This window comes from Desulfosporosinus paludis, assembly GCF_045689965.1.
Lineage (GTDB): Bacteria > Bacillota > Desulfitobacteriia > Desulfitobacteriales > Desulfitobacteriaceae > Desulfosporosinus > Desulfosporosinus paludis.
Genome location: NZ_CP144211.1, coordinates 1901969 through 1916258 on the forward strand (window position 1 = coordinate 1901969; position 14290 = coordinate 1916258).

Here is a 14290-nt window from a genome sequence, read left to right on the forward strand (position 1 = left end):
GGGTATGATTCTCTACATTAATGCTGAAAATGTCTTCGATGCGTAAAAACCATGATAATATTTAGACGATTCGCCGCCTCAATTACTTCAGGATCATGAATTGATCCACCTGGCTGAACAATCGCCCGAATTCCTGCTTGAGCGGCAGCTTCAACAGAATCCGGGAAAGGAAAGAACGCATCCGAAGCTAAATATGCCCCTTTTACCCTGTCCCCAGCCTGCTCAATAGCAATCTTGGCAGACCCTACTCGGTTCATTTGCCCTGCCCCAACCCCTAAAGTCTGGCGATGATCTGTCACGACTATGGCATTTGATTTTACGTGTTTGACCACGCGCCAGGCAAAATCCAGCGCTGTTAAATCTTCTTCCGTAGGCTTCTGATCGGTGACAATTTCCCATTCATTGACTGGGGTTGTCCCTCGATCTACCTCTTGAACCAGATAACCACCGTCTATACTTTTAAGCATCCAGCCGGAGTTCACTTTTACGGTCTCCCCTCTTCCAACCACAAAGAGACGAAGGTTCGTTTTGGCACTCAAAATTTCCCGGGCTTCCGGACTAAAATCCGGCGCCACGATCACTTCATAAAAACATTCTTTTATCGCCTCCGCGCAGCTCCCATCCACGACACGATTAAAGGCGATAATCCCACCATAGGCAGAAACTGGATCTGAGGCTAAAGCGCTTTGGTAAGCTTCCAGAGGTGTCTTTCCTAATGCCACTCCGCAAGGATTCGAGTGTTTGATAATCGTCGCGGCGCAGGTGTCAAATTCGCGAGCGATTTTCCAAGCAGCATCCATGTCTGCCCAGTTATTGTAGGAAAGCTCTTTCCCTTGTAATTGTTTTCCACTCGCCAGAGTGCCCACTCCAGCATCGGAATTTATATAAAAGGCTGCTTTTTGCTGAGGATTTTCACCATATCTCAATTCCTGAACTTTTTGAGCGGTTAGCCTCAAGGTTCTCGGAAAACCACCGATGGGCTCAAGTTGCCGTTCTAAGTAACTGGCAATCAAACGATCATATTCTGCAGTATGAGCGAAGGCCTCCGCCGCCAGTCTCTTGCGCATTCCCGCCGAAACGGCACCTGTTTCCCGCAGCACATTCAAAACTTCTCCATAGGACTTTGGATTAACGAGTACTGTGACCCTGCCGTGATTTTTCGCAGCAGCTCGTACCATCGTCGGCCCCCCGACGTCAATATTCTCTATCGCCTCTGCAAAACTCACCCCAGGCTTCGAGATTGTCTCCCGAAATGGGTAGAGATTCACCACGACTAGATCTATAAAGCTTATTCCGTTTTGCTCCATCTGTTCACGATGCTCTGCGCTATCCCGAGCCAAGATTCCTCCATGAATTAGAGGATGGAGGGTCTTCACCCGTCCACCTAAGACTTCCGGAAATCCAGTGACTTCGCTGACATATTTAACCGGGATATTAGCTTCATCCAAAACTTTATAAGTTCCTCCCGTCGAGATTAATTCAAATCCCAACTCCACAAGCCCCTGAGCAAAGTCGACGATCCCTGCCTTATCTGAAACACTAATAATGGCTTTTCGTTTCATTCTGAACCCTCCTGTTGCAATATCTGAACCCGACGCCCCACCCGTTTTACCCTTCCCGAGACTACGAGACCGACGGCCTCAGGGTAGAGACGATGTTCTGCTTCTAAAATTCTCCGGGCTAAACTTTCCTCTGTATCTTCAGGCAAAACAGCTACGGCCTCTTGTAAAAGAATTGGTCCGCTGTCTAAACCCTCATCGACTAAATGAACGGTACATCCGCTCACCTTGACTCCGTATTCTAAGGCCTGACGCTGGGCGTGAAGACCTGGAAACGCCGGGAGTAACGACGGATGAATATTAAGGACCGGAAAATCAGCCTGACGAATAAACTGGGGGCCCAATACCTTCATATACCCTGCTAAAAGTAAGAGTTCTACTCGATTTTCCCTCATCCAAGTTAAGAGATCCTCCTCTTGGGCTTGACGATGGGGGTAATTCATTATTGGAAAAGCCCGAGTCGGGATTCCGACTTCCTTAGATAGATCGAGCGCTGCCGCTCCTAATCGATCTGAGCCAACTGCGACAATTTCTATGGGCAGGTTCCCTCCTCTTGAGGCATCGAGCAAAGCTTTAAGATTGCTCCCTCTCCCGGATACCAGCACTGCTGTTCTCAATAAGATACACCTTCTCCAGCTAGGACTCTTCCAATAACATAGCTCGTCTCTCCCATGTCCGCGAGTTGCTGACGAAGACTCTTTTCGTCCTCCGCACTGACGATAAGAACAAATCCGATGCCCATATTGAATGTCCGATACATTTCAGACCAGTCAACTTCTCCCAAACGTTGGAGCAAGTCAAATATTGCCGGACGTTTCCAAGCAGACAAATCAATTTGAACGCCCAAACCTGAAGGCAGGACGCGGGGAATATTCTCCGTCAATCCTCCCCCTGTGATATGTACCATACCTTTAATCGTTCCTCCGGCAAGGAGTGGTAAAATTGTTTTAACATAAATTCTAGTTGGCCTCAATAAGGTGTCCCCTAGAGGTTCACCTAACTCCGGCAAAACCTCTTCTAAAGAATAACCCTCAAATAGTTTCCGTACCAAAGAATACCCATTGCTATGCAGCCCCGTCGATGGCAGTCCAATGAGGACATCTCCCGCTTGAATGTTTGATCCATCGATTAATCGGTCTCGGTTTACAACACCTACTGAGAAACCAGCGATATCATATTCATTCTCAGCGTAAAAACCAGGCATTTCAGCCGTCTCTCCTCCAATAAGCGCACACCCTGAGGTTTCACAAGCCCGGGCAATTCCGCCGACAACTTCAGCGACTCTCTCGGGTTCTACCTTTCCCACCGCAAGATAATCGAGAAAAAACAGCGGCTCTGCGCCTTGGACCAAGATGTCATTGACACACATAGCAACTGCATCTTGCCCGATGGTATCATGCCGATTCATTTGAAAAGCTAGACGCAGTTTTGTCCCCACGCCATCCGTTCCTGAGACGAGAACCGGATCTGGATATTTTTGTAAATCTAATTTAAAAAGTCCGCCAAATCCGCCAAGCCCACCTAAAACTTCGGGGCGAAGCGTCCGAGCTACAGCCGGTTTGATACGCTCCACAACGTCATTTCCAGCTTGTATATCGACACCAGCATCGCGGTAAGAGTATCCCACATCGATTCCTCCTTACGTTTTCGCCAATCATTATCCACAAGAATTTTTACTGCGATTCAAGTTTGAAACGGGGATAGGATAGGAGCCATTAAAACAGGCCAGGCAAACATCATTTGTACCAAGTGCCCGTAGTAAGCCTTCCTCTGAAATATAATGTAAGGAATCCGCTCCAACGAACTTCCGAATTCCCTCTATATCCAACTGATTGGCGATCAGCTTTTCCCGTTCCGCTGTGTCTATACCATAATAACATGGATAAGCCACAGGGGGCGAACTGATTAAGAAATGGACCTCTTTAGCCCCCGCTTTTCTGACCATTTCAACTAATTTAGAGCTTGTGGTCCCTCGGACAATGGAATCATCGATCATTACTATGCGTTTATCTTTAAGAACGCTCGTATTGGCATTGAGCTTCAAACGAACGCCCACTTCTCTCATTTCCTGAGTCGGTTGAATAAACGTTCTCCCGACATAACGATTCTTGATCAGACCTTCCCCAAAGGGCAAGCCTAAAGTTGTAGCATATCCCAAAGCCGAAGCGGTTCCCGAATCCGGGACTGCAATCACAAGATCGGCCTCAATGGGACATTCACGGGCTAATTCAATGCCCATTTTCCAGCGACTTTCCGAAACATTTAATCGATCCATGGTACTGTCCGGACGGGCAAAATAGATATATTCAAAAGCACAAGAAGCGCTTTTGTTTTTTGACAACCCCGGACGTGAGCTCAATCCCTCTTCGTCAATGATGACGATTTCCCCCGGTTCTAAATCTCGAATAAATTCAGCACCGATAGTATCAAGTGCACAACTTTCCGAAGCGAGGCAATACCTATCACCTTTTTTCCCTATACAAAGAGGCCTAACTCCATGAGGGTCTCTTATGCCAAAAAGTTTATCTTCTGCTAGGATGACAACAGCATAGGCTCCGCGCAAATCCATCATAGTTTTGACAAGCGCATCCTCTAAAGAATCTCGGCGATAACGGGTAATGAGGTTAATAATCACTTCGCTGTCCGTCGTTGTCTGAAATACAGCACCGTTCTTACCTAATTCTTCCCGCAATTCTGTCGCATTGGTGAGATTGCCGTTGTGAGCTAAGGCCATCATCCCCTTCTGATAATGGACAACCAAAGGTTGGGCATTTGCCAATAAGCTTGAACCCGTCGTTGAGTAACGTACATGTCCAATCGCCATTTTCCCGTGTAAACTCTTCACAATTTGGTCAGAAAACACCTCAGAGACAAGACCCATGCCTTTATGTAGCTCAATAGTACGTCCGTTGGAAACAGCGATGCCGGCGCTTTCCTGCCCACGGTGCTGCAGCGCATAGAGCCCATAATAGGTTAAACGAGCCACCTCTTGATTGGGAGCATATATTCCAAAGACTCCACATTCTTCATTTGGCTTATCTAGGCTAATATCGAACAATGTTGTCCCCCCTTTTTCTTTCATTGAGGCAAGGCGAAAAGCCAGAATTACGTCTTACGTCCTGCAAGGACTCGAACGGGTTTTCGCCTTCCCCCTCAACTAACGGAAATACTTTTCCTTAGGTTTAAGTACTCAAATGGCCTTAGGCTTACACCTTCAATAAAACACGCATCAAATAGGTGCAAGAACTTCTTTAACTCTTCGAAAGACTTCCTGATAGGCTTCTTCCACTTGCCCGAGATCCCGGCGGAAGCGATCCTTATCGAGCTTTTCCCGAGTTTCTATATCCCAATATCGGCATGTATCCGGCGATATTTCGTCCCCAAGATAAACCTTGCCATCCAATATTCCAAATTCTAATTTAAAGTCAATCAGATCGATTCCGGCCTTAACGAGGATATTGCGCAACAGTTCATTGACTTTTAGACCTAGGGCTTGTATTTCCATGGCGACTTCAGGCTTCGCCCAACCCATAGCAGCAACATGGGATTCATTGACCATCGGATCTCCCAAGGCATCATCTTTATAATACAATTCAACGACGGGTTGAGAGAGAACAAATCCCTCTTCCACGCCAAGGCGCTTGGATAAGCTCCCTGCCACGATGTTGCGAACAACCACCTCTAGAGGAACCATGTCTAAACGACGTACCAGCATATCCCTTTGGCTCAGCAAGCGAACGAAGTGAGTCGGGACACCCGATTTTTCAAGTTCGGCAAAGAAAAGCGCTGACAACTGATTATTAACCTCTCCCTTATCCACGATCTGTCCTTTTTTCTCTCCGTTAAAAGCTGTGGCATCGTCTTTGTAGGCCACCCAAAAATAATCCTTTTCATCCGTATCATAGACTCTTTTGGCCTTTCCCTCATATCTCAGTGCTAACTTCTCCATCATTTTTACCCCTTTCGTAATTCGTCTGTTTCTTACCCATTCCCCATGTCGATTATCGTCATCAGGATAGGCGTCTCGAAGCAATAATGAGCGTAAAATTAATTTTCGATCCCTAAACCAGACCTAAGCGCTCGAAAATATCCCCGACATGTTTAGTATGGTAGGCATAGTCAAACAAATTCCTAATTTCTTCCTCATTTAAATATTCTCTGATACTTGAATCTCTGCTGACCAGACTTTGAAATTGTTCTTTAGTATTCCAGGCCTCCAGGGCATTGCGTTGAACTAAAGCATAGGCATTTTCTCGGCTAACCCCCTTCTCCACTAAAGCCAACATGACGCGTTGTGAAAAAATTAATCCAAATCCTTTGTCGATATTTACTTTCATTTGCTCGGGGAAAACCTGCAGCCGATCGATCAACTGCACCATTTTATGAAGCATGTAATCTAAGGCGAGGGTACTGTCAGGCAAAATCATGCGTTCAGCCGAAGAATGGGAGATATCCCGTTCATGCCACAAGGCCACATTTTCTAAAGCAACTTGAGCATTGGCACGCACAACCCTGGCCATGCCGCAAATTCGCTCAGGCGTGATCGGATTTTTCTTATGCGGCATAGCTGAGGAACCTTTTTGACCCTTGCCAAAGGCTTCTTCTACTTCATGCACATCGGTTCTCTGTAAGTTGCGAATCTCTGTGGCCATTTTATCGAGGGAACTGGCAATCCCTGCTAAAGTTGTCATATAGTAAGCGTGACGGTCACGCTGAAGAATCTGTGTTGAGATCAGAGCAGGTTTCAAGTTTAAGACTTGGCAGACGTGGGCTTCCACCTGGGGATCTACATTGGCAAATGTCCCAACCGCACCTGAAATTTTTCCCACCCGTATTTCCTCTTTAGCCAAAGTCAGCCGTCTCTTTTGACGTCTGATTTCGTCGTACCATAAAGCAAACTTCAATCCTAACGTAATAGGTTCAGCGTGAATACCATGAGTTCTTCCCATCATCAGAGTGTCTCTCTGTTCTATCGCCCTGCGGCGGAGAACCTCTTCCAAGGTTTCCATCTTTGCCGACAAAAGATCTGTTGCTTCCACCATTTGCAGGGACAAAGCCGTATCAAGCACATCTGATGATGTGAGACCTAGATGAATATACTTCGCCTCATCTCCCACATTTTCGGCAACATTGGTTAAGAAGGCTAAGACGTCATGCTGAGTCACTTCTTCAAGAGCTTGTACCCGTTCCCAGGTAAAGGATGCCCTTTCTCGTATAACCTCAACGGCTTCATGCGGTATCTTACCAAGTTTCGCCCATCCCTCGCAGGCAGCAATTTCAATCTTTAACCATAAGGAAAGACGATGTTCGTCTGTCCAGATCCTCCCCATTTCAGGAAGTGTGTAGCGGTCAATCAACGTGAATTCTCCTTTCAACCCAATTAATCATCTTCAAAATTCATCCTTAGTCACTCAGAGATTTCTTCTTTCCAGAAGATTCAAGATGAATTTCAGGCTGCACTTTCATCTATAGTATTAAGATGTCCAATGCTCATCATTCACCAAGTTTCTTTTGCAGAGCCTCATCCTTGGCGGCGATATCTCTGGCCATTTGAGCTCGGTAATCTTTAACCTTAATCCTTAATTCATGATCCTGAAGTGCTAAAATTTGAACAGCTAATAAAGCGGCATTGCGTGCAGAGCCAATTCCTACGGTCGCTACTGGAATTCCAGGGGGCATTTGAACAATGGCGTACAAAGCGTCGATTCCATTCAAAGGGCCACTGCTCAACGGGACACCAATGACAGGCAACGTGGTAGCGCCTGCAATAACTCCAGGCAAATGGGCTGCCAAACCAGCGCCCGCAATAATTAGCTTCCCACCCTGGTTCTCAAAAGATTTAACCCAATCCAGAGTCCTTTCCAAGGTTCTATGAGCTGAAGAAATTTTAACTTCAAAATCCAGTTCAAATTGCTGAAGGATCTTGAGGGCATCCTCCATCACTTTGTAATCCGAATCGCTTCCCATGATAACCCCTACCTGATTCATCTCTAACTCTCCTTACTTCCGAACTTCCGACAGAATCAAAAAAGCCCAGAAAGGTAAATTTCTCCCTTAAAAAAAGAGTGAAACCTACCCGCCTGGGCTTTTATCCCTTCGGTGTAATCTGATTTTTCAATCAGACCTGTACCACTCGGACAAGTTTAATTGCCCTAGGTACACTTTCGCTCATAGTCAGGCCATTTACGGCAGCCTGGTAGAAACTTGCAGACCATATCTCCGCGATTATATGAACTCTTATGAATTTGATATGTTCATTCTACAAGAAGGCGCTAGGAAGGTCAATAGAAATTCGAACAATAATATATATTTTATCTGGAACGTTCGGTCCGTTAGAACTATTAACCTTTGGAACTGCTTCTCACTCTCTTATTGATGGAGAAAAATTAACGATTTGGCTCTATCTTCTCCGTCTCCAAAAGTTTTATGACACGTCATCAAAGGCCCAATAAAATCCGGCACTGTCTTCGCACTTGTAAACCTTCACGAAGGCGGCTGCCTTAGTTGCACTTTTACTTCAGAAAGAATACAACAAAATTACTTTCTAAATTAGTACAAAAAGGTTGTAATAAACTATAAATAGTTCATCACAACCTTTTTAGGATTATACTTAAACACCTTCGTCTTTTTTATAAACGACATTGCTGCAAACGATTTCAAACTCTCCGCTTTTGTTGACAATTCTAGCGATATGTCGTATTGGCAGATTGCATTGCCTACAAAAACCGAACGCAAAGTATTTTTTTGATTTAGAGAACTCCCCACTTTTCTTCACAAGGCTGTCACATTCGGGACAATGAATCTCTGCTTTATCCAATAGATGTTTTAACTTCTCGACTCTTAGTTCGTTTTCCTTTTGAACCTTTCCCCAATTAATAATGGCATCTTCTGAGAAATCATAAACTTTTTTAAATATGTCCGCCGTGTAAGCAGCATCACTAAAAGCATCGTGAAACGGTAAACTTTTTTCAATTTCTAAGCCATCCACTGCACTTTCTAAACTAGGTTGCTTTGTTAAGCCCTCATGCTTCATATAAATCTTTTGAATGTTAATAAACTTATCGAAAATCAAGGCATTAAAACCGAAAAATGAACAATTTTCTCTCAAACCTAAAATATCATCTTGCCCCCAAGAACAGAGAACCGCTTCATTGCCGATCCAAGCCTTAAAACTTTCCATGGCTTCCATGAAAGACCTTCTTGGAACAACCCTGCTGGTATTTATGTTCGTTTTCTTCTTAACATAAGGGTTTAACCTCTTATAAACAACAGGTTTAATTAATAAGTTAAACTCACCGATCCTCTCCAATTGTTTATTCAATTTGACAGCACCGATCTGAATTATCTCATTTTTTAAACCTGGATTAGCTAGATCTCCTTCTTTGAATTTGAAAAACATGTTAAATTCTAAATCAAAGACAATATAGTTCATAATACCCTCCTGCACTGTATCTCTATTATAATCCCTCCTTCAGAGAAACGCACTAAAGCAATTCTTCAAATCATTAAGTATAGCCTTATGATTAGCTCCCGTTTATTCATCTCGTCGTTCAAGAAATGATGCAATGATTAGGGTTATGATGAATATAAGAGCCATCCTATGGACAGCTCCTATCGTTTGGCAATTATAGTGTTATTCTACCAGAAGCTAAGCTGTTCTCTAGAAGTAATTCTCTGGTATTGGTTCAACAAACTATCTAATTGTTGACTAATCTCGACAACTTCATGATCAATTAAGTCGTGAGTTAGACCAAATTTGTTGAGTTTTTTACGAAGAACCTCAATTCTTTTCAAAAGCTTCTTTTCCACTTGGATTCCTCCCGGAAAGTCTTCTTGATAAGAATTTTATTGCTTTTTTGCTGAAATGACAAGAATAAATTATCCATAAATAGGCAAATTTTTGTCGAATATGGAAGTTGAGGGTCAACTCCGAGTCGGCACTGTCTTTCATAATTTCTAACCTCCACATTTTTCTCCTCTTGGGTTTCCCTTCTTATATGAATTTAAATTATTGATGCGACATTTTTATTTAAAAAGGCATTAAAAAAACTCCCAAGATCAAAGTTTTTATACCCTTAGTCTTGGGGGTTCTTATCAAAACTCATATACAATTCATTAGAGCAGCTACCCTAAAATCAAACGACAAGAGCCCTCTATCATCTAGTGAAATGCATAAGAAGGCTCGTGTTTTTGTGGACTGCGATTAATTTAAGGAATCTAAAATCTGTTTATAGATATCTTGCGGGTTGAAGGTTCCTCTGGTCTGACCATTGGCTCCGCCTTGTTTATTGTTCCCATTCGAGTTATTTTGGCTGTTTTGGTTCTGGTTATTCTGATTGCTTTGGTTGTTTGAATTCTGATTATTCCCTTTAGCAGGTCTCTGGGGAGGGGTAGCTAAAAAACTTTTTTGTTGATCAGTAAAAACAGCCTTAATCGCATCTGCTTTCTGCTGCAAAAAATCTTGGCTCGGACTCGTCGTATTGATCAAATCTTGCAAAATGGGTTTGAGTTTATCTTTTTGCTCACTGGTCAAGGCATTCTGTTGATCACTTTGTAAACGCCGAATCTCCATCGCCGCCTGTTGAGCCGGATTGCGCGTCCTCTGACCCTGTCCGGACTGTCCTTGAGTTGTTTTAGATTGATTTGTTTGAGATTGATCTGTTGATTGCGCGGAATTGGCATTACTCGAACTACAGCCACTAACTCCTATCACCGCTATTAGAAGCAATGACCCAAGCAATAACGATGGTTTTCTCAGAGTCTTTTTAATTAGTAACTTTTTCATTTTGTATAAAGCCTCCTGTTCTCTAACTAGTTTTGTTGATAATTAGTTCATGATCTGAGTTATGTCCCTGTAAATCCATGATCAGGATACACCTAAAATTTAGTAAGAATGTGATTAGGGCCTTAAGATTTTGTTAAGATTGTGGGCTGAATAAATTCTACTCAATTAACAGTATTACGTGCTTTTAAATCTTCATGAAGTAATCTGTTTGGTTTTTTAGTATGTTTAATATTGGATTATCTGGTTAGAGTAACATGAAAGATTTGTATGAAGGAGGTTTTACAATGGCTCGTACAGTTGCTGCTTATTGCAGGAGGTGTAAGAAGTCAACAAATTTTACTTACGATGGCGACGGTTGGGAATGTCACACTTGTGGTTCTTACCGAGTACAAGGGGGACATGATGAGTCGGAATTTCCTTACAATATTTTCAGGGATTATTAAATAGATCCACAAAACATTACTTACAAAGCAAAAAAGCACCCTCAGGATGCTCTTTTGCTTATTTTTGTTTAAAACCATTTTTTTCGCCTAAAAACAATAACCGTTATAGATACTAAGGTAATTATTAAAATGTAAAAGACATACATCCCATAATGAGTATGAATTAATGGCATCTCATCAAAGTTCATCCCAAAAAAGCTTGTCAATATATTAATCGGCAATAATACTGTCGCTAAGATGGTAAGAAATTTCATGATGTCATTTGACTTATTGTCTACAGATGCCTGATATGCTTCTCTAAGGTTTTCCATTAGCTCAACGAGTTGCCTTGCGTTATCCATCTCGCACTGAACACTCATTATGAGGTCGTTCCATAATGGAGTATCTCGCTTCGTGCGAATGAATACAGACAAATGTTCATTGATCTGCTTCTTAAATTTAATAGCTTTTCTATGGAGCTTAATGATTCTCACCTGTTGAGACTTATCCGGCTTTTCTAAAATCTCTTCTTCCAGTGTATCTATAGACGACTCTAAGGCTTCAATTCTACTTTGGATTCTTTCTAAAGCTTCAAAGCCGATAAGACATAACAAATCGTAAGGAGTATGAATTAGTTTTCCTGATTTCCAGCTCTCTATCTTGTGATCTAATTTGCTATTCTTGTTGAGCAAAAGCAAATCATTGATTAATAAAATTTTGACATGGTAATGATCATCTTTGAGACCGACGTAACAAGTCAAATCATTTAGCTGTTTAAAAAAGCTTTTCCTTGCGCTAAGACCATTCAGCGCATTTATCTGATCAAAACTAATGACATTTTTTTCTTGTAATGTTTGCCCCAGACAGCTATTTACTTCATTCCACGAACTAAAATCTACTACTTTTATTTCCATAAAAACCTCGTCCGTTTATATTTACACCTTTAGTTTTCATTAAATATTCCATCATGGGATTATATCGCCTTAGAACATAATGAACTTATTATCCTAGTTTGCTTTTTCCAGGACTGTACTAAACGAATTATGGACAAAAACTCACCTATAAAACTCCATCATTGATATATGTCCGATATGTATGACACTTGGGTATCTGCCGTCAAATATTATATTATAGTTATTTGTCAAAGAGATCAATGTTAAAACTGGCAAGATTTACTCAGGTCACTCCATTAAACAACAGAACATTGAAATTCGAGAATCCATGGCATTCCTTTTGATATTTATGCAAATTGAGCATCAAAAACGGTGGCTCAGAGGTCGCTAAAAATAACGCGAAATCTAAACCACCACTCTTGCACAGTCAATATTTTGGATCTCCTAAAAGCCCTATATCACACAACTCGAACCTATTCCCACTCAATCGTCCCAGGCGGTTTCGAGGTAATATCATAAACAACTCGGTTGACTCCTCGAACCTCATTCACAACCCTTGAGGAGATGTTATGAAGAAGGTCGTAAGGGAGTCTGGCCCAATCTGCCGTCATGGCATCTTCACTGGTGACCGCTCTGAGGATAATGGGATACTCATAGGTTCGGCCATCCCCCATCACACCGACGCTTTTGATGGACGGAAGAACAGCGAAGCTTTGCCACAACTCTCGATACAGTCCGGATCGTCGAATTTCCTCAATAATGATAGCGTCCGCTTCTCGAAGAATGTCCAGTTTCTCGCGGGTCACTTCACCGAGAATACGAATCGCCAGACCAGGACCAGGGAACGGTTGGCGCCAGACAATTTCTTCACTCATTCCTAGTTCTGCCCCTAGCTCACGTACTTCGTCTTTAAAAAGCATCCGCAGTGGTTCAACCAGCTCAAATTGCATGTCCTCCGGCAAGCCCCCGACGTTATGATGACTCTTAATCGTTTCCGCCGTTTCCGTACCACTCTCAACGATATCTGGGTAGAGGGTTCCCTGCACCAGATAGTCGACTTGACCAAGTTTAGCAGCCTCTGTTTCAAAAACTCGAATAAACTCATTGCCGATGGCTTTTCGTTTGATCTCGGGTTCAGATACCCCTTCAAGCTTTTGCATAAATCGCTCGCGGGCATCGACAAAGACTAAATTTAACTGAAACTGCTCAGTGAATACTTTTCGAACCTGTTCTGCCTCGTTTTTTCGCATAAACCCATGATCGACAAAGACACATGTCAATTGATCTCCCACGGCCTTGTGAACTAAAGCCGCGGCCACTGACGAATCTACCCCACCACTTAGGGCACAAAGAACTCGTCCATTTCCTACCTTAGCGCGGATTTCGGCCACCTGCGATTCAATGAAGGACTCCATCGTCCAGTCTCCCACGCAGTGACAGATATCAAATAAAAACCTCTCCAGCATCTTTTGTCCGTCAGGAGTGTGTTTAACTTCAGGATGAAATTGGACTCCATAAAAATGGCGCTCACGATCCATCATGGCAGCAACCGGAGTATATCCAGTATGAGCGGCAACTACAAACCCCTCCGGCAGCGTCTTAATGGAATCGCCATGGCTCATCCAGCAAGGACGTTCTCCCCCAGATCTTCCCATAAATCTGTTGCAGTATTTACCGTAAGCAAAGCCTTGCCATACTCACTGGCTTCGGGACGTTCCACGATACCCCCAAGTTGTTGGGCCATGAGTTGCATCCCATAGCAAATTCCAAGTATCGGAATTCCCAAATGATAAATCTCAGGGTCAACTTTAGGAGCATCAGGCTGATTAACACTCGCAGGTCCTCCCGAGAAGATAATACCCTTAGGCCGCCGAGCTTTGATTTCCTCCACTGAAGTTTTATAGGAAACCATTTCAGAATACACATGAGCTTCACGTACGCGGCGGGCAATCAGTTGATTATATTGTCCGCCAAAATCTAAAACTAAAACGACTTCCTTTGTCACTTATTTCATCACCATTTCTTTATTAATTAACTTCATATGCTTCTTGTTTCAGAACTCCAACATAGGGTAAATTGCGGTATTCCTCGTTAAAGTCTAAGCCATAACCAACCACAAATTCGTCCGGAATCGAAAAACCATTGTAATCTGGGGAAACATCCGTTTGACGACGTGCTTCTTTATCGAGCAGTGTAACCACTTTAACACTCAGAGGATTCCGAGCCTTTAAATTTTCTTTTAAGTACTTTAAGGTCAACCCTGTATCAACGATGTCCTCGGCCACTAGAATATGAACATCATCCACACTGCGTTCCAAATCCTTAAGGATCCTCACAACACCCGAAGATTTTGTGGACATGCCATAACTGGACAAAGCCATGAAATCATATGCCAATGGTAATTTAATCTCCCGAATAAGATCCGCCATAAATGGAACGGCTCCCTTCAGTATCCCTAAGACTAAAAGTTTCTTGCCTTCATAATCCCGAGTAATCTCAGCCCCCAACTCGGCGACACGTTTTGCCAATTTCTCCTTGGAAATTAATACCTTTCCAATATATTCTTCCATTATGGACCCCTCCATATATTTATTCAAAAACCCTATCCAAAACTATACCAGAAACTATACC

At 43.0% G+C, this 14290-nt stretch carries 13 protein-coding genes, 1 pseudogene and 1 riboswitch; of the genes and pseudogenes, 1 reads left to right on the top strand and 13 read right to left on the bottom strand.

Annotated elements, in window-relative coordinates:
- Positions 1–17: 17 nt before the first annotated feature.
- From purH to VZF35_RS09700, 10 genes are all read right to left on the bottom strand, one after another.
- On the bottom strand, positions 18–1562 hold the full coding sequence (gene purH, locus VZF35_RS09655; RefSeq protein WP_407313109.1) for a bifunctional phosphoribosylaminoimidazolecarboxamide formyltransferase/IMP cyclohydrolase: 1545 nt from the start codon (positions 1560–1562) through the stop codon (positions 18–20).
- Positions 1559–2176, bottom strand: a complete 618-nt coding sequence (purN, locus tag VZF35_RS09660) for a phosphoribosylglycinamide formyltransferase (protein ID WP_407313111.1) — start codon at positions 2174–2176, stop codon at positions 1559–1561. The genes purH and purN overlap by 4 nt, the downstream gene beginning before the upstream one ends.
- Complete coding sequence (gene purM / locus VZF35_RS09665; protein WP_407313112.1) at positions 2173–3186, bottom strand: phosphoribosylformylglycinamidine cyclo-ligase; 1014 nt, start codon at positions 3184–3186, stop codon at positions 2173–2175. The genes purN and purM overlap by 4 nt, the downstream gene beginning before the upstream one ends.
- A gap of 30 nt (positions 3187–3216) precedes the next feature.
- On the bottom strand, positions 3217–4617 hold the full coding sequence (gene purF, locus VZF35_RS09670) for an amidophosphoribosyltransferase (protein ID WP_407313114.1): 1401 nt from the start codon (positions 4615–4617) through the stop codon (positions 3217–3219).
- Positions 4618–4788: 171 nt separating this feature from the next.
- Entirely contained in the window at positions 4789–5508 is a 720-nt protein-coding gene (gene purC / locus VZF35_RS09675; RefSeq protein ID WP_407313116.1) for a phosphoribosylaminoimidazolesuccinocarboxamide synthase, read from the bottom strand.
- 112 nt (positions 5509–5620) lie between these two features.
- Positions 5621–6916 carry an adenylosuccinate lyase gene (gene purB / locus VZF35_RS09680; protein ID WP_407313118.1) on the bottom strand — a complete coding sequence of 432 codons (1296 nt, stop codon included), beginning with the start codon at positions 6914–6916 and terminating at the stop codon, positions 5621–5623.
- Positions 6917–7052: 136 nt separating this feature from the next.
- On the bottom strand, positions 7053–7547 hold the full coding sequence (gene purE / locus VZF35_RS09685; RefSeq protein WP_407313120.1) for a 5-(carboxyamino)imidazole ribonucleotide mutase: 495 nt from the start codon (positions 7545–7547) through the stop codon (positions 7053–7055).
- Positions 7548–7710: 163 nt separating this feature from the next.
- Positions 7711–7812, bottom strand: a riboswitch (purine riboswitch).
- 357 nt (positions 7813–8169) lie between these two features.
- Positions 8170–8991 (bottom strand): exonuclease domain-containing protein, encoded by an 822-nt coding sequence (locus tag VZF35_RS09690; RefSeq protein ID WP_407313122.1) that lies wholly within the window; start codon positions 8989–8991, stop codon positions 8170–8172.
- 206 nt (positions 8992–9197) lie between these two features.
- Positions 9198–9368: an aspartyl-phosphate phosphatase Spo0E family protein gene (locus tag VZF35_RS09695; RefSeq protein ID WP_407313124.1), complete on the bottom strand. Its 171-nt coding sequence runs from the start codon at positions 9366–9368 to the stop codon at positions 9198–9200.
- Between the two features lie 394 nt (positions 9369–9762).
- Positions 9763–10344, bottom strand: coding sequence for a hypothetical protein (locus VZF35_RS09700; protein ID WP_407313126.1), 582 nt, complete (start codon positions 10342–10344; stop codon positions 9763–9765).
- A gap of 284 nt (positions 10345–10628) precedes the next feature.
- Between VZF35_RS09700 and VZF35_RS09705 the strand changes: the two genes are divergently transcribed.
- The gene (locus VZF35_RS09705) at positions 10629–10787 is read left to right on the top strand and encodes a hypothetical protein (protein WP_407313128.1); all 159 of its coding nucleotides are present in this window, start codon (positions 10629–10631) and stop codon (positions 10785–10787) included.
- Between the two features lie 68 nt (positions 10788–10855).
- Here VZF35_RS09705 and VZF35_RS09710 read toward each other — a convergent pair whose 3' ends face one another.
- The 3 genes and pseudogenes from VZF35_RS09710 to hpt all read right to left on the bottom strand — a co-directional run bounded on the left by VZF35_RS09710 (position 10856) and on the right by hpt (position 14229).
- Positions 10856–11680, bottom strand: a complete 825-nt coding sequence (locus tag VZF35_RS09710; RefSeq protein WP_407313130.1) for a magnesium transporter CorA family protein — start codon at positions 11678–11680, stop codon at positions 10856–10858.
- Positions 11681–12132: 452 nt separating this feature from the next.
- Positions 12133–13664 (bottom strand): annotated as a pseudogene (gene guaA, locus VZF35_RS09715) (glutamine-hydrolyzing GMP synthase).
- 22 nt (positions 13665–13686) lie between these two features.
- A complete protein-coding gene (gene hpt / locus VZF35_RS09720) occupies positions 13687–14229 on the bottom strand; it encodes a hypoxanthine phosphoribosyltransferase (RefSeq protein WP_407313132.1) in 543 nt (180 codons plus the stop codon).
- Between the last annotated feature and the right edge of the window lie 61 nt (positions 14230–14290).